Genomic DNA, 25785 nt, shown 5'->3' with positions numbered 1-25785 from the left:
TCAGGTCCTCGTGATGACTTGCGCGAACGGAATCACGTTCGACACGCTCGACGCGTTCGCCGCGACCGGCTCGGCAGCGTGCAACGTGGCGCGCGCGGCCGCGTGTTGCGCATGGCGCGCGCTACGGCGCAACAAGCCGTGCGTCGCCTCGACGACATCGTCGACGCTCACGCCGAGCAGGCACGGATGGCCGGGCTGGTTGCACACGCTGCGGTAGCAGTTGCGGCACGGCACGTCGACGTTCAACGCGCGGTGCGGCACACGCCACGGCGTATGCTGCGGATTGGTCAGCGCGTACAGATCGACGACCGGCGTGCCGAGCGCGGCCGCGAGATGCACGGGGCCGCTGTTGTTCGTCAGCAGCAGGTCGGCCGTCTCGATCAGCGCGCCGAGCTCGCCGAGCGGCAGCACGCCGGCGAGCGGCACGGCGCGCGGCCCCGCGCGTTCGCACACGGCATCGACGAGCGCGCGCTCGTCGGCGCCGCCCGTCACCGCGATGCCGTCGAACAGCGGCGCGAGCCGCGCGGCCACGTCGCCGAAGCGCTCGGCCGGCCAGCGCCGCGATGCCGCGCTCGCGCCCGGATGCACGACCAGCCAGCGCGTGCGCGCCGGCGCCGGCCGGCGCGGGCCGCCGATGCGCAGCAGCGCCGCGCGCAAGCGCGAGTGCAGCGCGCGTCGCGCCGCATCGCCCGGCTCGAACGCCATGCGCCAGTCGCACGTCTTCGCGCCGATCGCGCGGACCAGCGCAAGCTGGCGCGCGACTTCGTGGCGCACGCGCGAATCCGGCTCGGTCTCGGGCACGCGGTCGGTCAGCAGTTCGTAGGGGTTCTCGCGGCAATGCGCGAGCCGCAGCGGGATGCCCGCGAGCCAGCACATCATCGCGGCCGGCAACGGACTCTGGCTGTATACGGTGAAGATCACGGCCGCGTCGAAGCGGCCGGCCAGCAGCCGGTCGATCATGTCGAGATCGACGACCGGATCGCCGCGCACGTCCGGATGCTTGACCCACGGCGCGTCGTACGTCCACACGTCGTCGACCATCGGCAGGTGTTTCGCCAGCGCGGCGCCGGTGCGCGACGTCAGCAGCGTGAGCCGGCGGCCGCGCCCGCTCTCCTTCAGCGCGCGCAGCGCGGGGGTCGTCATCAGCACGTCGCCGAGGCTGTCGAGGCGCACGCACAGAATGCGCCGCGCGCGATCCCAGGCGGCGCTCATCGCCGCACCCACGAGCCGTGGCGGCGCACGGCCTCGCGCGCGACGAGGTCGGCGGCGAGGTCGAGCCGGTCGACCACATGGTGCGGCGTGCGCGCGGCATCGAGCCGCCATTGCGTCTCGTTGCCGCGGTCGACGAGTATCGTGCCGCAGCGCGCGGCGCGGCCGGCCTCGACGTCGTCGAGAATGTCGCCGATCATCCAGCTCCACTCGGCGACCGCGCCGAGCGTGGCGATCGCGCGGCGCACCATCCCCGGGCGCGGCTTGCGGCAGATGCAGTCGCAGGTGTAGCGCGGCACGCTGCCCGCCGGGTGATGCGGGCAATAAAAAAAGTCCGCCAGCACCGCGCCGTTCGCTTCGAACAATTCGGCGAGACGCTGACGGACCGCGCCAAGCTTCGATTCGGCAAAGTAGCCGAGCGCGACACCCGGCTGGTTCGACACGACCGCGATCGGCATGCCCGTCGCGCCGAGCGTGCGCAATGCGCGCGCGGCGCCCGGCGCAAGCTGCATCCGCGCGGGGTCGACGTTGTACGGCAGGTCCTCCAGCAGCGTGCCGTCCTTGTCGAGCAGCACCGCGCCGGGCAGCCGTCGCGCGCGACTCACGGCCATGACGTCTCCTTCATCGGCAGCACCATCAGTTCCGGCACGACGGTGCCCGGCGGCTGCGTCAGCACGAAACGCACGGCCGCCGCGACGTGTTCCGGCGGCTGCAGCGTGTCCACGTCGATGTCAGGGAAGCGATCGAGCAGGAACGGCGTGCGCATCCCGCCCGCGACGATCGCCGACACGCTCACGCCGGCCGGCCGAAGCTCCGCATGCAGCGCATGCGACAACCCGAGCAGCCCCCACTTGGTCGCGTGATACGCGGACGCATTCGGCCATGCGCGCTTCGATGCGGTCGACGCGATGTTGACGATGTGGCCGCTGCCGCGGGCCTTCATCATCGGCACGGCCGCGTGGCACATCAGGTACGGGCCGAACAGGTTGGTCATCATCACCTGCTGCCAGGCGGCGACGCTGACGTCGTCGATCGGCGCGGTCACGTCGATCGCCGCGTTGTTGACGATCACGTCGACGTCGCCGAGCGCCTCGCGCGCGTCGTGCATGACCTGCAGCACCGACGCCTCGTCGCGCACGTCGAGCGGCCGTCCGACCGCGCGGCCGCCATGCCGCTCGAGGCGCTGCGCAACGGCCGCCGCGCGATCGCCGTCGAGATCGGCAACGATCACGTGTGCGCCGTGTCGCGCCAGTTCCTCGCAGATGGCCTCGCCCAGGCCGCGACCGCCGCCCGTCACGAGCGCGGTGCGACCGGCGAGCGACGCTCGCGCTGGATCGTGAGTCGCGTTCAACATGCACCTCCTGTAAGCGTCCGGAATATCGAGGCGTTGACACTTGTCGTGACAAACGTCGTACCAGAGGTACAGCGAAAACCGTGCCATTGCGCGAATGCCCGCGCCACATCGCGCTCCCCCCGCGCGCCCGCTGGCTTTTTTATAACCGGCTGTAAAAACGGGCCCGCTCGCCTGCGCTCAGATCGCGAGCGCGTCCGGCGTCGCCTGCGCGCGGTGTTTCGCGAGCGCACGCAGGCAGTGCGCGATGCAGCCCGCGAACGCCTCGTCGAACCAGGGCTGCGCACCCGACACGCCGACCACGATGCCGTGCTGCGCGACGCCGCCCCACAGGTTCGTGTCGCCCGCGCGCAGCCGGTACGGCTCGAGCGCCTGCACGACGTGGCCGTCGCAGCCGGTTTCCCACGACAGCCGCGCCTTCGCGCGGGCGTACGCACGATAATCGGCATCCCAGTCCTTCGGATCGGGCAGCGAGAACTCGTACAGGATCGCATCCTCGAACGCCGCGTCGCGCGGCCCGAGCGCCGGATCCATGATCACGACGTGCAGGCAGCCGCTGTCGCCGACGAAGTCGCTCTGCAACGCGGCCGACAACGTCGGCAACAGCAGCTCGACGGCGGCGACCGCGGCCTGGCGGTCGGCGAACGCGCTACCGGCGCGGCGCTCGGTCAGGACTTCGGGGGGCGTCGGATTCGAAAGGTTCGGCATGGATATCTCCGGAGGAAAGCGCGAGCGCCCGCAGCGTCGCGATCAGGTCGGCCGCTGCCGCGGGCTTGGTCAGATAGGCGTGGAAACCCGCTTCGACCGCGCGCGTGCGGTCGCGCTCGCGGGCATGGCCCGACAACGCGAGCGCTTCGAGCGGCGCCCGGCCGTCGCGCGCACGCTCGGCGTCGAGCTGGCGCACGCGGCGCATCACCGTGTAGCCGTCTTCCTCGCCGGCGCCAAGGTCGATGTCGCATACCAGGAGCGCCGGCCAGTCCGCGCGGCGCGTGTTACGCATCTCGTCGAGCAGCGCGTGGCCGGACGCGAACACACGCACGTCCGCACCGGCGACCTGCAGCAGCGCGGCAAGCGCTTCGCGCGCCTCGTCGTGATCGTCGACGCACGCGATGCGCACGCCGTCGAGCGGCTTCGCGGCCGCAACGGCGCCCGGCCCGGGATTCGGCGCGGCAGCGTCGGCCGGTTGCAGCGACGCCGGCGCAACCGCGCACAGCGGCAGCGACAGGTGCAACGTCACGCCGACGTCGTCGCGCTCGCGAACGACGTAGCCGCCCGCGTCCTCGATCGCGCCCTGCAGCCGTTCGAGATCGGCCAGCGACAGCTCCGGCGCGTCGACGCCGGTGCACGTGATCGTGATCCGCGCGTCGGGGTCGTGCCGCGCGGTGCGCACCTCGACCCGCCCGCCGCCGCTCGTGTCGATCCCGCCGCGGCACAGCTCCCACACGAAGCGCCGCAGTGCGGCCGGATCGGCCTTGACGACCAGATCCTCGTTCGACAGCTCGCGGAACACCGGCACGCCGCGGCGCGCGGCGGCTTCCGCCAGCGCATCGAGCACCTGCGCCACCAGCGGGTTGATCCGCACCGGCTGCAGCGCGAACTTCGCCTCGGTGCGCTCCAGTTCGCGCTGCTTCGCCTGCAGCGACCACATCTGCGCATACACGCCGTCGCTCGCCAGCAGTTCGTCGTGGGTGCCCTGCTCGACGAGCCGGCCATGCTCCATCACGAGGATCCGGTCCGCGTCGACGATCGTCGACAGCCGGTGCGCGATGACGAGACTCGTGCGGTGCCGCGCGACGCGCATCAGTTCCTGCTGGATCGCGCGCTCCGAGCGCGTATCGAGCGCCGACGTCGCCTCGTCGAACACGACGATCGGCGGCGCCTTCAGCAGCGCGCGCGCGATCGCGACACGCTGCCGCTCGCCGCCGGACAGCCGCACGCCGCGCTCGCCGACACGCGTGTCGTACGCATCGGGCAGCCGCTCGATGAACGCGTCGAGTTGCGCGCCGCGCGCGGCCGCGATCACGTCGCCGCGCGTCGCGTCGCGCTTGCCGTATGCGATGTTGTAGGCCAGCGTGTCGTTGAACAGGATCGTGTCCTGCGGCACGATGCCGAGCGCATCGCGCAGGCTGCGCTCGGTCACGAGGCGCAGGTCCTGGCCGTCGATCCGGATCGTCCCCGCATCGGGCTGGTACAGCCGGAACAGCAGCCGCGCGAGCGTCGACTTCCCCGAGCCGCTCCCGCCGACCACCGCGACCGTCTGTCCCGGCTCGACCCGAAACGACACGTCCCACAGAATCTGGCGGCTCGGCTCGTAGCCGAAGTCGACGTGCTCGAACTCGATCGCGCCGCCGCGCACCGCGAGCGGCTGCGCGCCGGGCGCGTCGCCCTCCTCGCCCGGCTTGCCGCGGGCGTCGAGCAGCCCGAACAATCGTTCGATGTTCGTCATCGCGTCGTGCGCCTCGCGGAACACGAAGCCGAGCGCATTCAGCGGCAGGCTGATCTGGATGATGTACGCGTTGATCAGCACCAGATCGCCGACCGTCATCGTGCCGCGCGCGACATGCTGGCCGGCGAGCAGCATCACCGCCGCGATGCCCGCGCCGATGCATGCGCTCTGCCCGATATGCAGCGTCGACAGCGCGTACTGGTTGTCGACGCCGGCCTCGCGCCATGCGTCGAGCACGCGTTCGAGCCGGCTGCGCTCGACGTCCTCGCGCGCGAAGTACTTGACCGTATCGACGTTGAGCAAGCTGTCGACCACGCGCGCGTTCGATTCGGCCTCGAGCACGTTCACGCGACGCTGGTAGCGCATCCGCCGGCGCGTGAAGACGGTCGTGTAGGCCGCATAGACGGCGAACGTGACGAGGATGATCGCGGTGAAGCCGCCGCCATACTTGCCGATCACGATCACCAGCACCGAGCCGATCTCGATCGCGGTCGGCACGACGGTAAACACCGCGACGCCGAGCAGGTAGCCGATCCCGGCCGTGCCTTTCTCGAGGTCGCGCACGACGGCGCCGGTCTCGCGCTGCGAATGAAAGCGCGCGCCGAGCCGGTGCAGATGACCGAACGTGCGGACCGTAAACGACGCGACCGCGTGCTGCGTGACCTGCACGAACGTCATGTCGCGCACTTCGTTCAGCGCGTTCGCCGCGAAGCGCACGACCGCATACGCGAACAGCAGCAGAACCGGCAGCGCGACCGGCTGGCCGGCCGCGCGGCCCAGCCCGTCGACGATGTCCTTCAGCAGCAGCGGCACCGAAACGGCCGCCGCCTTCGCGAGCAGCAGCAGCGCCAGCGCGGCCAGCACGCGCGCGCGGTAATGCCGGATCGCGCGCCACAGCTCGACCGCGATGCGCGCGCGCAGGCCACGTGCGCCGCGGCCACGACCGTCGCGCGGCGCGCTGGCGCTCGAGTCGCGATCGTCGCGAATGTCGCCGTCGTCACGCGGTCCGTCGTCAGAGCCGGTCGTCATGCGCGCATTGGCTGTGTCCGTGGCCTTGGCCGGGTCGTCCCGCGCATCGGCCGTCAACGGCGCGGATCGCGTTCGCGGCCGGCGCCGCTACCCGGTTCGGGATCGCGCGCCGCAGGTTGCGTCGGCGTGACCGTGCGTTGGGACGGATGCAGCACCATGCCCGTATCGGGTTGTTCGCCGTCGCGGCGCACGCGCACGCGGTTCTCGACGTCGCGCACGCCCATGCAGCCGTCGGCGATGTCCTCGATGTCGTGCTTCATCCAGCGCTGCGGCACGGTGCCGTCGAGTTCGACGCGGCCGTCGCGCACCTGCACGGAGACATCGCTCACGTCGATGTCGAGCGCATGCGCGAGCCGCTCGCAGACGTCCTCGCGAATCCGCTCGTCCGAACGCGTATAGCCTTTCGGGCCGCGCCGATGCCGCATGGCCTCGCGTTGCGCGGCGTCGCCGAAGCGCGACAGGCCTGACGCATCGGCACGGCGCTGGTCGCGCCCGTTGTAGGCGTCGTAGTCGCCCTCGCCGCCATGCCAGCCCGTCCGGTGCTGGCCGCGGAACCGCGGCTGATCGGCATGGGCGCCTTCACGTCCCTGGCCGCCTTCCGCTGTGCGGCCGCGGTTGCCGTAGCCGCGCCCGGACTCCCACGCCGGATCGCGCGAACCGCCGGGGCCGCCCGGCCCGCCCGGCGCACCGCGCCAGTCGGCGCCGGCGTCTGCGCCGCGCTGTTCGGCCGACGAGCGGGCCGAGCGCTCGCTCCATTCGCTGCCCCAGTCTTCGGGGCCGACGTCCTCGCTCGCGAAGCGCCGGTACGCGGATTCGTAGTCGGCATCGTGGCGCCGGGATTCGTCGCCGCGAAAATCGCGCTCGCCGGTGTCCCGGTACGCGCGTTCGCCGCGCTCCTGCCAGTCGGGCGGGCCGCTCCGTTCGGCTTGCCGTCCGGGAGATCGTCGTTGCATCGTGTCCCTCCTTGATCGCGCCTGTGCCTGATCGCGCCTGTGCCGCGTGCGGACCGGGACCCATGTCGCGTCGCGGCGCACGTCGGTCAGGTCGATGCAAGTCGCGTGCCGCCCGTTGGCCAGCACACCGCGGGGGCGCGGCGAAGCCCAGGCGGCACGCCCGCGCCGACGATCGCGGTCCACGTCGCGATCGCCGCGCAGCGCGCTGACGGGGGCAATGCGGATCGTCGCGCCTCGGCGGGTGTCCCTGGCCGGGCGCACCTGGCCGGGCACCCTTTGCGCGGTGCCCCTGGCCGGACGCCCCTATCTGCAACGCAATTGCAGTTTTTGCGCGGAGGGTCGCCGTGCAGCGATCCTATGCGCCGCCCGCACCCGGTTCGTCCGGCGCATCCGGATCCTCGGTGCCGCCGGGCTCGCTCAGCCGTTCCGTGCGATCCGGCTCGATATCGGCGCCTTCCTCGAGCCCCGCGTCGCCGTCCGCCGACGCGCGCTCGCCGGTGCCCGCGCGGTCCGTATCGCTGTCGAGGGCCGCGTCGCCGCGCTCCAGCGCGTGCTCGTCGAGCGGCGAATCGACGTCGAACGGATGGCGCCGCGCGCCGGCCGTGTCGCTGCCGCTGTCGGACGAATCGCTCGGACCCAGCGCGCGGCCGTCGCGGCCGCGCCGTGCGTTGTCGTCGTCCGGGCCGGCCGGTTCGTTGTCGGGGTTCAGTGTGCTGTTCATGTCGATGCCCTCGGGTAGCCGTGAAGCGGCGCGCCGCCGCCGGAGGCCGGCTTTCGCGCCGGGCCGGCCGCGGCGTGCGGACCGGAGGGCGACGCAATCGGCATGCCGCGCCGCCGTCGCCGGGCCGCCACCGGCAGGATTTCGCACTGCGGGCGCGACGCGGCACAGGCCATGCGCCCCCATTGATCAGGCGATTCGACCTCCCTTATGCTTTCGGGGTGTCAATCCGATTTGAATGGCCGCAGCCGGCGCGTCCGGCCGCGGCGGGGCGGCGTTCCTCCGCCCGCATCCGACTTGCCGTTCCGATGAAGAAAGACGACGCCATTTCCGATCTCGACCCGCCGCTCGGGCCTGCCGATGCACGCGACCTGCTGCACCGCTTCGCCGAGTTCCGTTTCGAGACCGTCGTCGGTGCGATCACCGACTATGCGGTGTTCATGCTCGACGCGCACGGTAACGTCGCGACGTGGAACGCGGGCGCGGAGCGCATCAAGGGCTATCGCACGGCCGACATCGTCGGCCACCATTTCTCGCGTTTCTATCCGCCCGATGCGATCGCCGCCGGGCGGCCCGCATTGGGGCTCCGCGAAGCCGTCGCGCACGGCCGCTTCGAGGACGAAGGCTGGCGCGTGCGCAAGGACGGTTCGCTGTTCTGGGCCAGCGTGACGATCACGGCCGTGCACGACCATGCGGGCCAGCTGGCCGGCTTCATCAAGATCACGCGCGACATGACCGAGCGCAAGCGGCTCGCCGAACTCGAGGTGTCGACGCACCGGCTCAGCGTGTTCATCGCGATGCTCGCGCACGAGCTGCGCAACCATCTCGCGCCGCTGCGCAATTCGGTCGGCGTGCTGCAGAGCCTGCCCGATCCGGCGCCCGCGCTCGCGCAATGCCGCGACGCCGTGCATCGCCAGGTCGGACAGCTGACGCGGCTGGTCGACGACCTGCTCGACGTCGGGCGCATCACCGCCGGCAAGGTCGAGCTCGACCATGCGCCGGTGACCGTGCGCGACGTCGTCTGCCGCGGCGTGGAAAGCGTCCAGCCGAAGCTGGCCGCACGCGAGCAGAACATTCGCGTCGACCTGCCGGCCGATCCGCTGGTGGTGCGCGGCGACGCCGCGCGGCTCGTGCAGGTGCTGCACAACCTGCTCGACAACGCGTCGAAATTCTCGCCGCAGGGCGCGCGCATCGACGTCAGCGCGAGCGCCGAAGGGTCGGTCGTCGCGATTCGCATCACCGATCACGGCGTCGGTATCGCGCCGGGTTCGCTCGAATCGATCTTCGACCTGTTCGAACAGGAAAGCGTGCCGGGCCGGCGCGCGTCGGACGGCTTCGGGCTCGGTCTCGCGATCTGCCGGTCGTTCGTCGAACTGCACGGCGGTAGGATCGCCGCGGAAAGCGCCGGCCCCGGCCACGGCGCGACGTTCACGGTGCGGCTGCCGCTCGAGCCCGCGATGCGCCCGACGCCCGGCGACGTGCCGGCGCCGGCGCCGCGCACGACCGAGCCGCCGGCCGGCGCGCCGCTGCGCATCGTCATCGTCGACGACAACCGCGACTCCGCCGACACGCTCGCCGTGCTGCTGCAGATCAAGGGCCACGCGCCGCGCGTCGCGTACCACGCGGACGACGCGCTGGCGCTCGCGCGCGACATCGTTCCGCACCTGATGCTCGTCGACTTGTCGATGCCCGACGTCGACGGCTTCACGCTGCTGCGCGAACTGCGCGCGATCGATGCGCTGGCCGGCACGACCTGCGTCGCGTTGTCCGGCCATGCGAGCCCGGCCGACTTCGCACGCACCGCGAGCGAGGGCTTCGACGATCACCTCGTGAAGCCCGTGGAGATGGCGGTGCTCGACGCGCTGCTGGAGCGCGTCGCGCGCAAGGTTCACGGCGCGCCGTAGCCGCTCATGCCATCGCGCGGCACATCGCCGCGCACGCATCGCATGCCAGCGCGCAGCGCCGGCAATGGTCGTGCGCATGCAGCAGGCACTCGGCCGCGCACACCTCGCACGCACGCGCGCACAGGGCGCACACCTGCGGCGCGAGCACGCTGTCGCGCGCCATCGCGGCCGAGGCAAGGCGGCACAGCTGCGCGCACTCGATGTCGAGCGCGATGCAAGCGGCCAGCGCGTGCGTGTCGGGGTCCGCCAGGCACCCCGCCGTACACGCGTCGCATGCATGCGCGCACGCATCGCACGCGGCCATGCAGTTGTCGTAGAGATCATGGAACTCGTTCATGGCAGCACTCCTCGTTGCGGTTCGCAGCGTCATGGCGTCAGCTTCACTTTCAGCCAGCCCGGCTCGCGCACGTCGAACGCGCGATACGCGTCGATCGCGTTCGTCAGCGGCTCGCAGCGCGTCAGCACGGACGCCGGGTCGAACGCACCGCTGCGCACGAGCTCGATCAGGTGCGGCGTGACGGTCCGGTGATTGCAGTTGCCCATCTTGATCGTGAGGTTCCGGTTCATCGCCTCGCCGACCGGAAACACGCGCGCCTGCGGCGGATACACGCCGATCACCGCGACCGTGCCCGCCTTCGCGACCGCGCGCACCGCCCATTGCAGTACCTGCGAGGGTCCGTCGCCGGGCGTCCAGTAGCGGCCGTCCGGCTTGCGGCGCGGCGCGACGGCGTCGACTTCCGCATCGAACGCACGCGCCGCGTCGTGGTCGGCGGCGGCCGGCCCATGCGTCGCGCGCATCGCGTCGACGCCCACCGCATCGATCGCACGATCGACCCCGATCCCGCCGGTGAGTCGCAGCACCGTGTCGACGGGGTCTTCCTCGGAGAAGTCGATGGTCTCGGCACCTTGCGCGCAGGCCATCTCGAGCCGCGACGCGATGCGGTCGATCGCGATCACGCGCCCGGCGCCCATCAGCTTCGCGCTCGCGATCGCGAACTGGCCGACCGGCCCGGCGCCGAACACGGCCACCGTGTCGCCCGGCTTCACTTCCGCGAGCTGCGCGCCGAAGTAGCCGGTCGGAAAAATGTCGGACATCAGGATCGCCCGGTCGTCGTCGATCGCGTCCGGCAACCGGATCAGGCTCGCGTTCGCGAGCGGCGTGCGCGCGTATTCGGCCTGCAGCCCGTCGAACGGCCCCGTATCGGCCGGGCCGCCGTAGAACGCGGTGCCCGCGCGCGGCAGTACACGCAGCTGCCGCACGCGATCGTCGACGGAATCAGCACGCGATCGCCGCGCCGCAGGTTGCGCACGTCGCGCCCGACCGTCTCGACGATGCCGACACCCTCATGGCCGAGGATCGTGCCGGGCTTCATCCCGCCGAGCGTGCCGCGCACCATGTGCAGGTCGGTGCCGCAGATCGCGCTGGCCGTCAGGCGCACGACCGCATCGGTCACGTCGACGACTTGCGGGTCGGGTACCGTATCGATGCGAATGTCGCCGATGCCGTGAAATACGACTGCTTTCATGTCAGGCCCTCCTTGTCGAAAGCGGTAACGGTGCAAGTACCGTCACACTGTTCGAGCAAGGCGCGCGCCCGTGCGCGCAGGGGTCGGTGCGGTGCGTGGTCAGCCGGCCGGTGCGTCGTCGTCGATCGACATGCCGATCGCGGCCGGCAGCGCGGCCGTGCGGCGCATCGTGTCGACTGCACCTCCATGTCGGCACCGGAAATGCCGGATTGTTCGCGCTCGGGTTCATGATCGCGAATAGCGCCGCGATCACCTCGGTCGAGAAACCGCAGTCGAGAGTCACGGGAGTCTGTCCGGCTCGGCGGTCTCTGCGCAAGCCGCGACGATGCGATGACAGTTGTGTGCGCAACTCTTTTTTTCAGAGCGTGTACCGGTCAGCGCACAGTCGGCAGCCCGTTCACGCGCGCGTCGTGCCCTGCTGCTCGAGCGCCGCTTCCGCGCGCAGGCAGTCGAGATCGCGGCCGATCGTCGCGACCGCGAGCCGTGCGTTGCCGCGCCAGAACGCGACCGAAGCGTCATGCGCGCGCAGGTCGCCGTCGATCTCGACGCGGTCCCATTGCTCCGCATGTCCGACATAACGGACCGTCAGGTCGTAGTGCTGGCTCCAGAAGAACGGCACCGCGTCGAACGGCCGCTGCTGGCCGAGCATGTTGCGCGCCGCGGCGATGCCCTGCCGCTGCGCGACGACCCAGTGCTCGACGCGTATGCGTTCGCCCGTCAACGGATCGGGCCAGCGCGCGATGTCGCCGGCCGCGTAGATGTCCGGTGCGCTCGTCCGCAGGAAACGGTCGACCGTCACGCCGCGATCGACGGCGAGCCCCGCCTCCTGCGCGAGCACGACGTCCGGATGCACGCCGATGCCGACCACCACCACATCGGCCGGCAGCGTGTCGCCGTTCGACAGCGTCACGCGGTCCGGCGCGATCTGCGTGGGCGTCGCGCCGAGATGGAACACCACGCCGTGCGCTTCGTGCAGCGCGCGGATCGTGTCGCCGAGCGCTTCGCCGAGCACGCGCGCCATCGGATGCGCGTCGGGCGCGACCACCTGCACGTCGAGCCCGCGCGTGCGCAGCGCGGCGGCCGCTTCGAGGCCGATGAAGCTCGCGCCGACCACGACGCAGCGCCGCGCCGTCTTCAACTTGCCGATCAGCGCATCGCAATCGGCGCGCGAACGCAGCACGCACACGTGCGGCAGATCCGCACCCGGCACGGTCAGCCGGTTCGGCTCGGCGCCGGTGGCCAGCAGCAGCGCGCCGTAGCCGACGCGGCTGCCGTCCGCGAGCTCGACCGCGTGCTGCGCGGCATCGATCCGCGTGACGCGCGTGCCGCAGCGCACGTCGATGCGCTGCTCGGTATAGAACGATGCGCCGCGCAGCGGCAGCCAGTCTGCTTCGGCCGTGCCGGCCAGATAGTCCTTCGACAGGTTCGGCCGGTCGTACGGCGGCTCGCTGTCCGCGCTCAGCAGCGTGATCGCATGCGGATAGCCTTCCTGGCGCAGCGTCACGGCCGCCGCGATCGCGGCCGCACCGCCGCCGACGATCACCACCGATGCGGGCAGCCCCGCCGCGTTCAGCGCGGGCGGCGATGCGGCTGGCCGCGCATCGAGCACGACCGCGCGGCCGTCGCGCTGCTCGACGCGCCAGCACGTCAGGCCGTCGAGCGCCGGCGCGCGCAACAGCTCGCCGGTGCGCAGGCAGAACGCCGCGTGATGCCACGGACAGCGGATCGTATCGCCGACCAGCAGCCCGTCGGCGAGCGGCGCGCCGTAGTGCGGGCATTGCGCACCCACGGCAAACAGTTCGTCGGCGCGGCGCACCAGCAGCACCGTGGCATCGCCGACCTGGCCCTCGATCATCGCGCCGTCGGCGAGGTCGTCGAGCGCGATCCCCTGCGCGAGATCGGGACGTGAAGACGAGGCGTCGCTTCCGGACATGGCGTGGCTCCCGGAGTGTGGGGTAACGATCCCATTATCGGCGTCCTTCCCGAAAAGAACAGGTACAGACGACCCCGCAGCGCACGCAAACACGGACTGTGGCTTGTACGCGATCCGCGACCGGCGTAGAACGTCATCGACGTTGCGGCGCAACACGCCGGATGCGCGTGCGCGGGGGGCCGGCGAGCCGAGCAATCCGCGTACCGCCCCGCCTTCATCCCGTCACGAGGAGCGACCCGATGGCGACCGTTCTATGCGTGCTCTATCCCGACCCGGTCGACGGCTAGCCGCCGCATGGCGTGCGCGACGCGATTCAGGTCATAACGCGAGCTTCCCGACCGTGACGATCGCGCGTTCGATCTCCGGCGACCACGGGCTGCTGTAGTTCAGCCGAATGAAATTGCGGTAGGTGTCCGCGATCGAGAACATGTAGCCGGGTCCGATCGTGATGCCCTGCTCCAGCGCGAGCTGGTACAGCCGCATCGCATCGACCTGCGCCGGCAACTCGACCCACAGCACGTAGCCGCCCGCCGGGCTCGAGATGCGCGTGCCTTCCGGAAAGAACCGCGACACCATCGCGCGCATCAGGTTCGCTTGCTGCGCATACGCCTTGCGCAGGCGCCGCAGGTGATGCTCGTAGCCGTCGCGTTCGAGAAACTCGGCGATCGCCAGCTGCGGCAGCGACGGCGTCGCCAGCGTGTTCAGGAACTTCAGCTTCTCGACCTGTTCGCGATAGCGGCCCGGCAACGCCCAGCCGATCCGGTACGCGGCCGTCAGGCTTTTCGAGAACGACGCGCAGTGCAGCACGATCCCGTTGCGGTCGAACGCCTTCAGCGCACTCGGGTGCGCATTGCCGAAATACAGTTCGTTGTATACGCCGTTCTCGATCACCGGCATATCGGCTTTCGTTGCGAATTCAACCAGTTCGCGCTTGCGCTCGTCGGGCATCTGGAAGCCGAGCGGATTCTGGAAGTTCGGCATCACCATGCATGCGGCGATCGGCTGCGACTTCGCGATCGCCGCCAGCGCCGCGATGTCGATTCCGTATTCCGGATGCGTCGCCACTTCGATCGCCTTCATCCCCATCCGCTCGATCGCGTGCAGCATCGCGTAGAACGTCGGCGACTCCACCGCGATCGTGTCGCCCGGTTTCGCGACCGCCTGCAGGCACAGGTTGATCGCCTCGGTCGCGCCGACCGTCACGATGATCTCGTTCGGGTCGACCGACATCCCGTTTTCCAGGTAGCGTCGTGCGATCTGCCGGATCAGGCGCGGATGGCCCGGCGGCAGCCCGTCGGTCACGCCCCACAGCGACTTTTCGCGGCCGGCCGCGTACGCGTAGCGGTTCAGCTTCTCGAACGGAAACAGGCTCGGGTCCGGATACGGCGAGCCGAGCGGCACCGCGTCGTCGGTACCGATCGAGCGCAGCGTGGACAGCACGAGCCGGCTCACGTCGACCGACGACGAGATCGCGATCGGCTTCGACGGCCGCAGCTCGCGCACCGGCGCGTGCCCGTCGTCGTTGCGCAGGTTGACGAAGTACCCCGACTGCGGACGGCTCTCCAGCAGCCCGCGGCTTTCGAGCAGCAGGTACGCATGCAGCACGGTCGTGATGCTGATCCGGTGCTGCTGGCTCGCCTGCCGCACCGACGGCACACGATCGCCATGTCGATACACGCGTTGCCGGATGAGTCTCTCTATGTCGTTCGCGAATTTCTCGTAGAGCTTCATCCGCCTCGCCCCGCCAGCGGTGAACCAGCCTGCGACGCGCAGGTGCGCGTGCCGTGCCGCTGCACGAGGCCGCATAGCCGTGTCCGGCCGCGGGCGTTCCGGTGCGAGCCACGTCCATTACCGAAATTGAAGGCGGATAGCAATGCGAAATCCATCATGAGAAGGATCGGCATCCTACTGCGTCATTTCGGCGAATGTAAGTGACAGTTTGGCGATCAAACCTCAAATCGCACACGTGTGGTGAACAGATGGAAACGCGGCAGCCGCGAGTCGGCGCCGCACCGAATCAATCTCGGTATAACGAAATGAACTACCGAACCGACACCCCCATCGATCGGCCCCGCACACACACGCATCACCGACGCGCATGCACATCGTCCTCGACGTCGTCGACCTCCGCCGGAAAGCGATGCTGGCCGAAGCTGAGGATCAGCACGCCTACCGCGAGCAGCACGATTCCGAACGTGGTCATCAGCATCCGCTCGGGGCTGTCGGTGGCGCCGCGCAGGATCAGGTCGCGCGCGAGCGACGTCATCGCAATGAACAGCGGAAAGCGCACCGGCAGCCGGCCGAGCCGCAGGTAACGCACGTTCATCGCGAGCACTTCGAGATAGAGGAACATCAGCAGCAGGTCGGTCAGCGACACCTCGCCTGCGAGCACGACCTTCCACGCTTCCTGCGTCATCGCGAACGCGGTCGCGAGACCGATCACGATCAGCCCGGCCAGCTCGGCCGCGTGGAGGAAGTGTCCGAAGCGGCGGCGGATGCGCTCGGCGGCCGTATCGGCGGAAACAGTGGACGTATTCAAGGCGATGACCGGTGCAATGAGGGTTGTGCCGCGATCGACGCTGCGTCGACACGGCGGATGGTTTCGGGCGGCGGAAAGCCCGCGACGCGCGCATCGGGAAAGGTTGCGCACGCACCGGCCGCGGTGGTGGCCTGCGCGACCGCGGACAGCGTGCGCCGGCAGCACTGGTGGAACGCGACGCCCGCATCGGTACACGCCACGTCGCCGCCCGCACGCGCCAGCAACAGCCGGCAGCCGAGATACCGTTCGAGGCGGTCCAGCCGCTCGCTGACTTGCGCGCGGCCGAGCTTCAGTTCGGACGCCGCGGCGGACACCCCGCCATGCTCGACCACCGCGACATAAATACGCATCGCTTCCAGCAGGTTCATCATGATGGTCCTCGTCGGCGGGCGGAGCGAACCTAATCTACTGCACGCGCCACGCCCGCTCAAGAGCACAGCGCCGCGGGTTTCAGGAGTACAGCTGCACGCCCGCGACGCAGAATCGGACCCCGATCAACCCATTCGAATGACAGATTGGCGATACGTGTTCCAAAGACCCGCCGAAGCTGCTAGATTGCATGCTCGACGACGTTACGCGGTGCGGCGAGGTCGCGCGCCGGGCGAACGCGCGGCCACCGAGCCTGCCTCCCCCTTGCGCGCCCGGGCGGCAGGCCGCCGCCGCTGCGGCCTGTTGCGCGATGCCCGCGCAACGTCCTTCATCCGCATGTCACAAAGAGAACAGTCGCATGACACAGTCCAACCGTTCGTCTTCGCGCGCCGCGGCATCCGCGGCCCGTCCGTCCCGACATGACTGACCGGCAGGCCGCGATGCAAACCCGTCCCCCGCTTTCCCAGGCCGTTCACAGCCCGGTCACGCGCAGCGCGATCTTCCTCGTTGCCACCGTCAACCCCGGCGCCGAGCGCGCCGACACGATCCGCGCGTGGTGCGGCGACATCGCCGCGCTCGTGCGCTCGGTCGGCAAGCGCGTGCCGGACGGCAACCTGTCCTGCGTATGCGGCTTCGGCGCCGACGCCTGGGATGCGCTGTTCGGCGATCCGCGCCCCGCGTCGCTGCATCCGTTCCGCGAATTCGGCGCCGGCCAGCGCGTCGCGATCGCGACGCCCGGCGACATCCTGCTGCACATCCGCGCCGACGCGATGGACCTGTGCTTCGAACTCGCGACCCAATTGCTCGGCGCGCTCGGCGACGCGGTCAGGGTCGTCGACGAGGTGCACGGCTTCCGCAACTTCGACCAGCGCGCGATGATCGGCTTCGTCGACGGCACCGAGAACCCGGAAGGCCGCGAGGCGGTCGACTTCACGGTGATCGGCGACGAAGATGCCGAATTCACGGGCGGCAGCTACGTGATCGTGCAGAAGTACCTGCACGACATGGCAGGCTGGAATGCGCTCGCGGTTGAGACACAGGAGCGCATCATCGGGCGCACCAAATTGTCCGACATCGAGCTCGCGCCGGACGTGAAGCCGTCGTGCTCGCACAGCTCGCTGACCACGCTCGACGAGAACGGCCAGGAAGTGAAGATCCTGCGCGACAACATGCCGTTCGGGCGCCCCGGCTCCGGCGAATTCGGCACCTACTTCATCGGCTACGCGCGCTCGCCGGCGCCGATCGAGCAGATGCTCGAGAACATGTTCGTCGGCCGCCCGCCCGGCAACTACGACCGGCTGCTCGACTACAGCCGCGCGGTCACCGGCTCGCTGTTCTTCGTGCCGTCGGCCGACCTGCTCGAGGCGCTCGCCGATCGCCCCGCACCGGGCGCTGAAGCCACCGCCACCGCCGTGCAGCCGGCCCCCGCATCGCCCGAGTCGCGTCGTGACGGCTCGCTGAACATCGGATCGCTGAAAGGAGCCAAAGCCTATGAATAACCTGCACCGCGAACTCGCGCCGATTTCCTCGTCCGCCTGGGAGCAGATCGAGGAAGAAGTCGCACGCACCTTCAAGCGCTCGGTGGCCGGGCGCCGCGTGGTCGACGTCGAGGGCCCGGCCGGCCCCGAGCTGTCGGCCGTCGGCACCGGGCATCTGCGCGAGGTCGCCGCGCCGCGCGAGCTGGTCGGCGCACGGCTGCGCGAAGTCCGCACGATCGTCGAGCTGACGGTGCCGTTCGAGCTGAGCCGCGACGCGATCGACAGCGTCGAGCGCGGCGCGCGCGATGCCGACTGGCAGCCGGCGAAGGATGCCGCGCAACGCCTCGCGTTCGCGGAAGACGGCGCGATCTTCGACGGCTATCCGGCCGCGGACATCGTCGGCATCCGCGAAGGCACGTCGAACCGCAAGCTCACGCTGCCGGCCGACGTCAGCGCGTATCCGGACGCGATCAGCGACGCGCTGGAAGCGCTGCGGCTCGCCGGCGTGGACGGCCCGTACTCGGTCGTGCTCGGCTCGGACGCCTACACGGCGCTCAGCGAGGCGCGCGACCAGGGCTATCCGGTCCTCGGCCACATCAAGCGCATCGTCAGCGGCGAGATCATCTGGGCGCCGGCGATCAGCGGCGGCTGCGTGCTGTCCACCCGCGGCGGCGACTATGAACTGCACCTCGGCGAAGACGTGTCGATCGGCTACACGAGCCATACCGACAAGGTCGTTCGCCTTTACCTGCGCGAAACGTTCACGTTCCTGATGCTGACGAGCGAGGCATCGGTGGCCGTGGCGCCGCAGGGCAACCCGGCGACCTGACGTTCCGCCCGCGCGATGCCCGACCGGCATCGCGCCCACCGGCCGCATGGCCGGCCGCACGTTCGTCGCCGATCGAACCATCCTGCATGGAGCGAGAAATGAGCGAATCGAATGAAGCACTACAGGCACTGCAAGCGTCGATCGACAGCCTGAAGCAGGCCGTCGACGCGAACGCGAGCCGCCAGGCCGGCGACACCGCCGTATTGTTCACCGTGGTGGCGCTGATGCTGGCCGAACTGCCGCCCGACACCCGCAACCTGATCGAGGATTCGTTCTCCGTCTGGGCCAATGGTCTGCAGAATGCGGCACTGTCAACCGACGTGAAGCAGATCGCACGGCAGAAACTTGCGATGACGCTCTCCGACTGACGCCGCCGCCTCGTCACGGTTGGGCCATGTCCGGCCCGCACCGTGCAACCCGCCCGCTTCGCCAGCGGCCGCGCGCCACGCACCGGTTGCGGTGCGCGCGCGGCCCGGCCTGACCCGTGCGCGCACGCTGCCGCGCTGCGCGCTCGCGCCGATGCGCGCGCGCCGCGTTGCGTCGCGCGTCCCCCTTCCCGTTGGCTCCCTGCCGGCGCCCTGCGCGCCGATGTCGCACCGCGCTTCGCGCGCGTCGCACGCCGCCACGTTTGCGCAGCCCGCGCGCCGCACCCGCATGCGCGCTCGTCTGTACTCCTTGCGTCTCATGCTCGCACGCTTGTGAGGGTGCAATTCCCGGCCGGGCCGATGCGGAACTGTGTCTTGGAGGCCCCGGGCCGATTCGCTATTTTGAACGCAGTCGAAGTGATGGCGCAGGCGCCGCGAAGCAACGGTATTGCCGGCGTCGAGCACGGCAGGTCGCCATGCCTGCGCGTGTGGCGCAAGGGCGCCGGCATGGCGCGCGCGCCGCCGGTCGCGTCGTGCGGCAGGCACGCCCCGGCGCCCTCGCGCGTTGGGACTTCCCTTTCGATTCACGTTCATTGACAGGAGCCAGACCACCATGCCCGCACTTTGCGACATCTGTCACGCCCGGCCGGCCGTCGCGCGCGCCACCGTGATGCAGGACGGCGAGCGCAAGACGATCTCGATCTGCGACTACCACTTCCGTCAGCTGATGCGGCATCAGAGCATGCTGAACCCGTTCGACTCGCTGCTGGGCGGCGGCGCGTCGTCGCTGTTCGGCGAGTCCAGCGACACGTCGCCGCTTGCCGCGGAGATTCCGCGCGAGTCGGTCGACCCGACCGACGCGTTCAGCGAGCAGACGCTCGAACTGCTGCAGCGCGCGGCCGAGAAGGCGCACGAGCTGCGCCGCAGCGAACTCGACACCGAACACCTGCTGTACGCGCTCGCGGACACCGACGTGTGCGCCGCGCTGCTGAAGGAACTGAAGCTGTCGCCGCAGGACATCAAGTCGTACATCGACGAGCACGCGCACACCGGCACGGCCTCCCCCGATGCGTCGCTCGACAAGCTGTCGATCTCGCCGCGCGTGAAGAAGGCCGTGCAGTACGCGTTCCAGGCGTCGCGCGACCTCGGTCACTCGTACATCGGCCCCGAGCACCTGCTGATCGGTCTCGCGTCGGTGCCGGACAGCATCGCCGGCACGCTGCTGAAGAAATACGGCGTGACGCCCGAGGCGCTGCGCCAGAAGGTCGTGAAGGTCGTCGGCAAGGGTGCGGAAGACGGCCGAGTCGATGCGCCGACCGGCACGCCGAACCTCGACAAGTTCGGCCGCGACCTCACCGCGATCGCGCGCCAGGGCAAGCTCGACCCGGTGCTCGGCCGCGCGCAGGAAATCGAAAGCACGATCGAGGTGCTCGCGCGCCGCAAGAAGAACAACCCGGTGCTGATCGGCGAGCCGGGCGTCGGCAAGACCGCGATCGTCGAAGGCCTCGCGCAGCGGATCGTGAACGGCGACGTGCCCGAAGTGCTGCGCGGCAAGCGGCTCGTCGAAGTCAACATCAACTCGATGGTCGCCGGCGCAAAGTATCGCGGCGAATTCGAGGAGCGCGCGAAGCAGCTGATCGACGAAGTGACCGCCAAGCATGACGAACTGATTTTGTTCATCGACGAGCTGCATACGATCGTCGGCGCGGGCCAGGGCGGCGGCGAAGGCGGGCTCGACATCGCGAACGTGCTGAAGCCGGCGCTCGCGCGCGGCGAGCTGAGCCTGATCGGCGCGACCACGCTGAACGAATACCAGAAGCACATCGAGAAGGACGCGGCGCTGGAGCGGCGCTTCCAGCCGGTGTTCGTGCCGGAGCCGAGCGTCGAGCAGACGATCGTGATCCTGCGCGGGCTGCGCGACAGCCTCGAGGCACACCATCAGGTGACGTTCGCCGACGACGCGTTCGTCGCGGCCGCCGAGTTCGCCGACCGCTACATCACCGCGCGCTTCCTGCCCGACAAGGCGATCGACCTGATCGACCAGGCCGCCGCGCGCGTGCGGATCGGCGCGACCTCGCGCCCCGTCGACATCCAGGAAGGCGAAGCGCAGATCGCGCAGCTGAAGCGCGAGCAGGACTACGCGACGTCGCGCAAGCGCTTCGACGAAGCGAAGCAGTTCGAAGAACAGATCAACGAGAAGCAGAAGTCGCTCGACGAAAAGATGGAAGCGTGGCAGCGCAAGACCGGTTCCGAGACGCTCGAGGTGACCGTCGAATCGGTCGCCGAGGTCGTGTCGCGGCTGACCGGCATCCCGGTGTCCGAGCTCACGCAGGAAGAGCGCCAGAAACTGCTGAAGATGGAAGAGCAGTTGCGCGAGCGCGTGGTCGGCCAGAACGACGCGGTGGTCGCCGTCAGCGACGCGGTGCGGCTATCGCGCGCCGGGCTCGGCCAGACGCACCGGCCGATCGCGACGTTCCTGTTCCTCGGGCCGACCGGCGTCGGCAAGACCGAGCTCGCGAAGGCGCTCGCCGAGACCGTGTTCGGCGACGAGCAGGCGATCATCCGCATCGACATGTCCGAGTACATGGAGCGGCACGCGGTCGCGCGGCTGATCGGCGCGCCGCCCGGCTACGTCGGCTACGACGAAGGCGGCCAGCTCACCGAGCGCGTGCGGCGCCGCCCGTACAGCGTGATCCTGCTCGACGAGATCGAGAAGGCCCATCCGGACGTCTACAACGTGCTGCTGCAGGTGTTCGACGACGGCCGGCTGACCGACGGCAAGGGCCGCGTGGTCGACTTCAGCAACACGATCATCATCGCGACGAGCAACCTCGGCGCCGCGATCATCATGGACAACCTCACGCAGCCGGAAGCCGCGCGCAAGACCGACAAGGCGATCCGCGAGCAGCTGATGCAGGTGCTGAAGGGCCATTTCCGCCCCGAGTTCCTGAACCGGATCGACGAGGTAATCGTGTTCCATGCGCTGTCGAAGGAGAACATCCGCTCGATCGTGCAGATCCAGCTCGACCGCGTGGTGCGCACCGCCGCCGCGCAGGACATCACGCTCGTGATGGGCGACTCGCTCGTCGAACACCTGACCGAAGCCGGTTACCAGCCGGAGTTTGGCGCGCGCGAACTGAAACGCCAGGTGCGGCAGATCATCGAGACGAAGCTCGCGAAGGAGATCCTGGCGGACAAGCTTACGTCCGGCGATCGCGTCGAGGTCGACTACGACAAGGCCAGCGACGAAGTGAAGTTCAACAAGCTGGCGCCGCCTGATGCGAAGGACGCGAAGCAGGACGCCGACGGCAAGGCCAGGCCGAACGGCAAGGCCACGAAGGCATCGGCCAATGAAAAGGATGACGAAGCAAAGGCCGATACGCCACCGCCCGTCGCGAAGGCATCCGGCAAGAAGTCGTCCGGTGCGAAGAAGGACGCGCACTGATACCACGCGGGCCCGGATGCCTGGGCCCGCATGACCGGCGCCGTCCGCCGGACGGCGCCGCCCCACGCCGCGACGCGGCGCAACCCGAGCCACCCCGCAGCGGGCCCGGCTCATGGAGATTCACATGACAAATCGACGCGAAGTGCCAGGCATCAGGAAGTACGATGGGCCCGCCGGCGGTTGGGGCGCGCTTCGCGCGACAGCCGAGGCCGTGCGCACGCAGATGGAAACCATCGAGGCGCCGATCGTGCTGATGCGGACCAACCAGCCCGACGGTTTCGACTGTCCCGGCTGCGCGTGGCCCGACAAGGAACACAAGTCGACGTTCCAGTTCTGCGAGAATGGCGCGAAGGCCGTCACGTGGGAGGCCACGACCAAGCGCGTGACGCCCGAGTTCTTCGCGGCGAACACCGTGTCGTCGCTGCTGCGGATGTCCGACTACGAGCTGGAGAACATGGGCCGGCTCACGCATCCGCTCGTCTACGATCGCGCGACCGACACGTTCCGCGCGGTCGAATGGGACGACGCGTTCGCGCGCATCGGCGAGGTGCTGCGTGCGCTGCCGCCCGAGCAGGTCGAGTTCTATACGTCGGGGCGCGCGTCGAACGAAGCCGCGTACCTGTATCAGCTGTTCGCGCGCGAGCTCGGCACCAACAACTTCCCTGACTGCTCGAATATGTGCCACGAACCGACCAGCGTCGGCCTGCCGCAGTCGATCGGGATCGGCAAGGGCACCGTTTCGCTGGAGGATTTCGACCACTGCGAGCTGATCATCTCGATCGGCCACAACCCCGGTACGAACCATCCGCGGATGATGGGCACGCTGCACGAGTGCTCGCGCCGCAACGTGCCGATCATCGTGTTCAACCCGTTGCGCGAGCGCGCGCTCGAACGCTTCGCCGATCCGCAGGACATGATCGAGATGGCGTCGTTCGGTTCGACGCGCATCGCGTCGACGTACTACCAGGTCGACGCGGGCGGCGACGCGGCCGCTCTGAAGGGCATCATGAAGGCGCTGCTGCAGCTCGAGGCCGAGCGCGGCGACGTGCTCGACCGCGACTTCATCGCGCAGCACACCAGCGGCTTCGACGCGTTCTCCACCGACCTGCAGGCCACGTCGTGGGACGACATCGAGCGCGCGAGCGGCCTGAGCCAGGCGCAGCTCGAGCAGGTCGCGCTCGCCTATGCGAAATCGAACGCGACGATCGTCACGTACGGGATGGGCGTCACGCAGCACAACAAGGGCACCGCGACCGTGCGGCTGATCGCCGACCTGCTGCTGATGCGCGGCAACTTCGGCAAGCCCGGCGCGGGCGTGTGCCCGCTGCGCGGCCACTCGAACGTGCAGGGCAACCGCACGGTCGGCATCACCGAGAAGCCGTCGGCCGAGTTCCTGCAGAAGATCGAGGACGTGTGCGGCTTCAAGCCGCCCGCGCATCACGGGCACGACGCCGTGCAGGCCATGCAGGCGATGGTCGACGGCCAGGCCAAGGCGCTGCTGTGCCTCGGCGGCAACTTCGCGGTCGCGCTGCCCGATCCCGAGCTGTCGTTCCCCGCGATGGCGAAGCTCGATCTCAGCGTGCATCTCGGCACGAAGCTGAACCGCTCGCATCTGCTGGTTGCGAAGGAAACCTACATCCTGCCCGTGCTCGGCCGCACCGAGCTCGACATGCAGGCGAACGGCCGGCAATCGATCACCGTCGAGGATTCGATGTCGATGGTCCACGCGTCGGCCGGCAAGCTCAAGCCGGCGTCCGACGCGTTGCGCTCGGAGCCCGCGATCGTCGCGGGGATCGCGCATGCGACGCTGCCGAACAGCAAGGTCGCGTGGCTCGACCTGATCGCCGACTACGACCGCATCCGCGACCTGATCGACAAGACGGTGCCCGGCTTCGAGGCGTTCAACGAGCGGATCCGCACGCCAGGCGGCTTCCGCCTGCCGCTGCCGCCCACCGAGCGCGTGTGGCCCACGCCGACCGGCAAGGCGATGTTCTCGGTCTACACGGGCGTGAAGGAAGACGCGGACGTGCTCGGCGCCGAACAGGTGCTGCGGCTGATCACGCTGCGCAGCCACGACCAGTACAACACGACGATCTACGGGCTCGACGACCGCTATCGCGGCGTGTTCGGGCGGCGCGACGTGCTGTTCATGAACGCGGCCGATCTCGCGAAGTACGGGCTCGAACACGGCGACCTCGTCGACATCGAGACGATCACCGCCTCGGGCCGCACGCTGCGCCTCGAGAAGATCACCGCGATCGAGTACGACATCGCGCCGGGCTCGGTCGGCGCGTATTACCCGGAAGCGAACGTGCTCGTGCCGCTCGACTACATCGACAAGGAAAGCGGCACGCCGTCGTACAAGTCGGTGCCGGTGCGGGTCGCGCGTTCCGCGGTCGTGTGATCCGCGGGCGGGCGGGTTCGCGACGTACGGCACGCATGCGACATGCCGTGACGCCGAGAACCTGCCTGCCGCCCCGCCTCCCCGCTCTCCCGGCCGCTGCATCGCCTCCGATGCGGTGGCCGCTTCGTTTTCACGTGGCGAACGGCACGCGCCTTACCGCGCCGGCGACGGCGGCAGACGCGCGCCCGTCTGCCGGCGACGGTACGCGCTGTCGCGCGTCGCGAGCCAGTAGTACAGCGGCGACGTCAGCGCGAGCCCGACGAGCCAGGACAGGTCGGCGCCGCCGAGATGCGCGGGAATCGGGCCCGCATACATCGGCGTGTTCATGAACGGGATCTGCACGACGATCCCGATCGCATACGCGAGCAGCGCCTGCGGATTGAATTCAGGGTCCGCGTCGAAGGCTGAGCAACACGAAACACTTTACATGGCGTCCACCCATTCACGGTCGCCGCAAGGCAAACCGTGAATGAACAGGCGCTCGACTCAATGCCCGCCGTTGATTTCCGTGTCTTCGAATGCCAGATGCTCGAAATAGCTACCCGTGAAATCCACGTCCAGCCCCTTGAGTCCATGGGCTTCGACCGTGCTTCCCGTGCAGTCCAGCACCTGCACCGAATGCCACGTGTTGTCGTCGAACCGAACGCCGTTCCACTTGCATCCGAGAAATTTCACGCTATTGAACGTACTGCCCTGAAAGGCGGCCTCATCGAAGGAGCAATCGACGAACGTGCATCCGGAAATTGCAATCCCCGAAAAATCGCAACTGGCAAACGTACAAGCAGAGAACCGGCAGCCTGTCCAGCCGGCCTGCCGGAATGACGTGCCGCTGAACCGGCTGCCGCTGAAGCTGCTGCCGGAGAATTGCGCAAGACCCAGATCCAGGCCGGCATAGGCCGAACTATCCGTCTGACCTGAGAGTCCTGCCGGCATTCCACCGGCACCCTTGCGCCACAGGTCGTGCTTGTAGATGATTTCAGAACTGCTCATGAGTCTGCGTCTCGATGCGCCTGAGCAGACGATTCGCCTTCGCCGTTGCCGGCCGTCTGTTCGTCATCGGCGTCGGACGCCGCCGAGTCGCGGCTGGCGAACCAGGCGACAAGGCCGCCCAACGCAATCAGCGAGCCGAGGAAGAGGAAATTCTCGATCGCAAAATCGCTCACGTCATGCGAACCGTAGCTGCCTCCACTGATCTGGGACACCGCCCCCAAGGATGCGATGACAGCCCAGGCAACCAGTATCAGGCCGCCGGCCACTACGATCGCGGCCATTGTCGACTTGCGCATT

Annotated in this window: 20 protein-coding genes and 2 pseudogenes; 6 read left to right on the top strand and 16 right to left on the bottom strand. The window is 69.3% G+C overall.

The genetic code is table 11. The annotated features are described in order from the left end of the window. The 7 genes from DID99_RS04130 to DID99_RS04100 all read right to left on the bottom strand — a co-directional run bounded on the left by DID99_RS04130 (position 1) and on the right by DID99_RS04100 (position 7709). On the bottom strand, positions 1 to 1212 hold the full coding sequence (locus DID99_RS04130; protein ID WP_124485775.1) for a glycosyltransferase family 9 protein: 1212 nt from the start codon (positions 1210 to 1212) through the stop codon (positions 1 to 3). Next, on the bottom strand, positions 1209 to 1820 hold the full coding sequence (locus DID99_RS04125; RefSeq protein ID WP_044848165.1) for an HAD-IIIA family hydrolase: 612 nt from the start codon (positions 1818 to 1820) through the stop codon (positions 1209 to 1211). Before DID99_RS04125 ends, DID99_RS04130 begins: the two co-directional genes overlap by 4 nt. After that, on the bottom strand, positions 1811 to 2563 hold the full coding sequence (locus tag DID99_RS04120; RefSeq protein WP_124666129.1) for an SDR family oxidoreductase: 753 nt from the start codon (positions 2561 to 2563) through the stop codon (positions 1811 to 1813). Before DID99_RS04120 ends, DID99_RS04125 begins: the two co-directional genes overlap by 10 nt. Positions 2564 to 2740: 177 nt before the next feature. Then, a complete protein-coding gene (locus DID99_RS04115) occupies positions 2741 to 3268 on the bottom strand; it encodes a hypothetical protein (RefSeq protein ID WP_124528770.1) in 528 nt (175 codons plus the stop codon). Continuing rightward, entirely contained in the window at positions 3210 to 6035 is a 2826-nt protein-coding gene (locus tag DID99_RS04110; protein ID WP_185733729.1) for an ABC transporter transmembrane domain-containing protein, read from the bottom strand. Before DID99_RS04110 ends, DID99_RS04115 begins: the two co-directional genes overlap by 59 nt. A 53-nt stretch (positions 6036 to 6088) precedes the next feature. Beyond that, positions 6089 to 6988 (bottom strand): BON domain-containing protein, encoded by a 900-nt coding sequence (locus DID99_RS04105; RefSeq protein WP_124485773.1) that lies wholly within the window; start codon positions 6986 to 6988, stop codon positions 6089 to 6091. A 355-nt stretch (positions 6989 to 7343) separates the two neighbouring features. Then, a complete protein-coding gene (locus DID99_RS04100) occupies positions 7344 to 7709 on the bottom strand; it encodes a chemotaxis protein (protein ID WP_124666128.1) in 366 nt (121 codons plus the stop codon). Positions 7710 to 8014: 305 nt separating this feature from the next. Here DID99_RS04100 and DID99_RS04095 point away from each other — a divergent pair, with 305 nt between their 5' ends. Continuing rightward, positions 8015 to 9610, top strand: a complete 1596-nt coding sequence (locus DID99_RS04095; protein WP_124666127.1) for an ATP-binding protein — start codon at positions 8015 to 8017, stop codon at positions 9608 to 9610. Positions 9611 to 9614: 4 nt separating this feature from the next. Here the strand turns inward: DID99_RS04095 and DID99_RS04090 are convergent, their stop codons facing one another. The 6 genes and pseudogenes from DID99_RS04090 to DID99_RS04065 all read right to left on the bottom strand — a co-directional run bounded on the left by DID99_RS04090 (position 9615) and on the right by DID99_RS04065 (position 15979). Continuing rightward, the gene (locus DID99_RS04090; RefSeq protein ID WP_124485770.1) at positions 9615 to 9947 is read right to left on the bottom strand and encodes a four-helix bundle copper-binding protein; all 333 of its coding nucleotides are present in this window, start codon (positions 9945 to 9947) and stop codon (positions 9615 to 9617) included. Positions 9948 to 9976: 29 nt separating this feature from the next. Further along, positions 9977 to 11136, bottom strand: a pseudogene (locus tag DID99_RS04085) (alcohol dehydrogenase catalytic domain-containing protein). 397 nt (positions 11137 to 11533) lie between these two features. Then, the gene (locus tag DID99_RS04080) at positions 11534 to 13069 is read right to left on the bottom strand and encodes an FAD-dependent oxidoreductase (protein ID WP_124666126.1); all 1536 of its coding nucleotides are present in this window, start codon (positions 13067 to 13069) and stop codon (positions 11534 to 11536) included. Between the two features lie 318 nt (positions 13070 to 13387). After that, positions 13388 to 14800 carry a PLP-dependent aminotransferase family protein gene (locus DID99_RS04075; RefSeq protein WP_124666125.1) on the bottom strand — a complete coding sequence of 471 codons (1413 nt, stop codon included), beginning with the start codon at positions 14798 to 14800 and terminating at the stop codon, positions 13388 to 13390. A gap of 355 nt (positions 14801 to 15155) precedes the next feature. Then, positions 15156 to 15608, bottom strand: coding sequence for a phosphate-starvation-inducible protein PsiE (locus tag DID99_RS04070; protein ID WP_044848158.1), 453 nt, complete (start codon positions 15606 to 15608; stop codon positions 15156 to 15158). Then, on the bottom strand, positions 15605 to 15979 hold the full coding sequence (locus DID99_RS04065) for a LysR family transcriptional regulator (protein ID WP_260444540.1): 375 nt from the start codon (positions 15977 to 15979) through the stop codon (positions 15605 to 15607). Before DID99_RS04065 ends, DID99_RS04070 begins: the two co-directional genes overlap by 4 nt. A 417-nt stretch (positions 15980 to 16396) precedes the next feature. Between DID99_RS04065 and DID99_RS04055 the strand changes: the two genes are divergently transcribed. The 5 genes from DID99_RS04055 to DID99_RS04035 all read left to right on the top strand — a co-directional run bounded on the left by DID99_RS04055 (position 16397) and on the right by DID99_RS04035 (position 24498). Continuing rightward, positions 16397 to 17476 carry a Dyp-type peroxidase gene (locus DID99_RS04055; RefSeq protein ID WP_124666123.1) on the top strand — a complete coding sequence of 360 codons (1080 nt, stop codon included), beginning with the start codon at positions 16397 to 16399 and terminating at the stop codon, positions 17474 to 17476. After that, a complete protein-coding gene (locus DID99_RS04050; protein ID WP_124666122.1) occupies positions 17469 to 18284 on the top strand; it encodes a family 1 encapsulin nanocompartment shell protein in 816 nt (271 codons plus the stop codon). Before DID99_RS04055 ends, DID99_RS04050 begins: the two co-directional genes overlap by 8 nt. A 98-nt stretch (positions 18285 to 18382) precedes the next feature. After that, the gene (locus tag DID99_RS04045) at positions 18383 to 18652 is read left to right on the top strand and encodes a hypothetical protein (protein WP_124521663.1); all 270 of its coding nucleotides are present in this window, start codon (positions 18383 to 18385) and stop codon (positions 18650 to 18652) included. A 610-nt stretch (positions 18653 to 19262) separates the two neighbouring features. Next, complete coding sequence (locus tag DID99_RS04040) at positions 19263 to 22094, top strand: ATP-dependent Clp protease ATP-binding subunit (RefSeq protein WP_124666121.1); 2832 nt, start codon at positions 19263 to 19265, stop codon at positions 22092 to 22094. 124 nt (positions 22095 to 22218) lie between these two features. Next, positions 22219 to 24498 carry an FdhF/YdeP family oxidoreductase gene (locus tag DID99_RS04035; RefSeq protein ID WP_124666120.1) on the top strand — a complete coding sequence of 760 codons (2280 nt, stop codon included), beginning with the start codon at positions 22219 to 22221 and terminating at the stop codon, positions 24496 to 24498. A 153-nt stretch (positions 24499 to 24651) separates the two neighbouring features. On the opposite strand, the pseudogene DID99_RS04030 reads toward DID99_RS04035, so the two are convergent. From DID99_RS04030 to DID99_RS04020, 3 genes and pseudogenes are all read right to left on the bottom strand, one after another. Further along, positions 24652 to 24882, bottom strand: a pseudogene (locus tag DID99_RS04030) (cytosine permease); the annotation flags it as partial. Positions 24883 to 24984: 102 nt separating this feature from the next. Then, positions 24985 to 25488, bottom strand: coding sequence for a pentapeptide repeat-containing protein (locus tag DID99_RS04025; RefSeq protein ID WP_124666119.1), 504 nt, complete (start codon positions 25486 to 25488; stop codon positions 24985 to 24987). After that, on the bottom strand, positions 25485 to 25784 hold the full coding sequence (locus DID99_RS04020) for a hypothetical protein (protein WP_124666118.1): 300 nt from the start codon (positions 25782 to 25784) through the stop codon (positions 25485 to 25487). The genes DID99_RS04025 and DID99_RS04020 overlap by 4 nt, the downstream gene beginning before the upstream one ends. Position 25785 lies beyond the last annotated feature (1 nt).

It is taken from the genome of Burkholderia sp. Bp8986, assembly GCF_003854225.1.
Lineage (GTDB): Bacteria > Pseudomonadota > Gammaproteobacteria > Burkholderiales > Burkholderiaceae > Burkholderia.
This window is presented reverse-complemented; position numbering and strand designations above follow the sequence as displayed.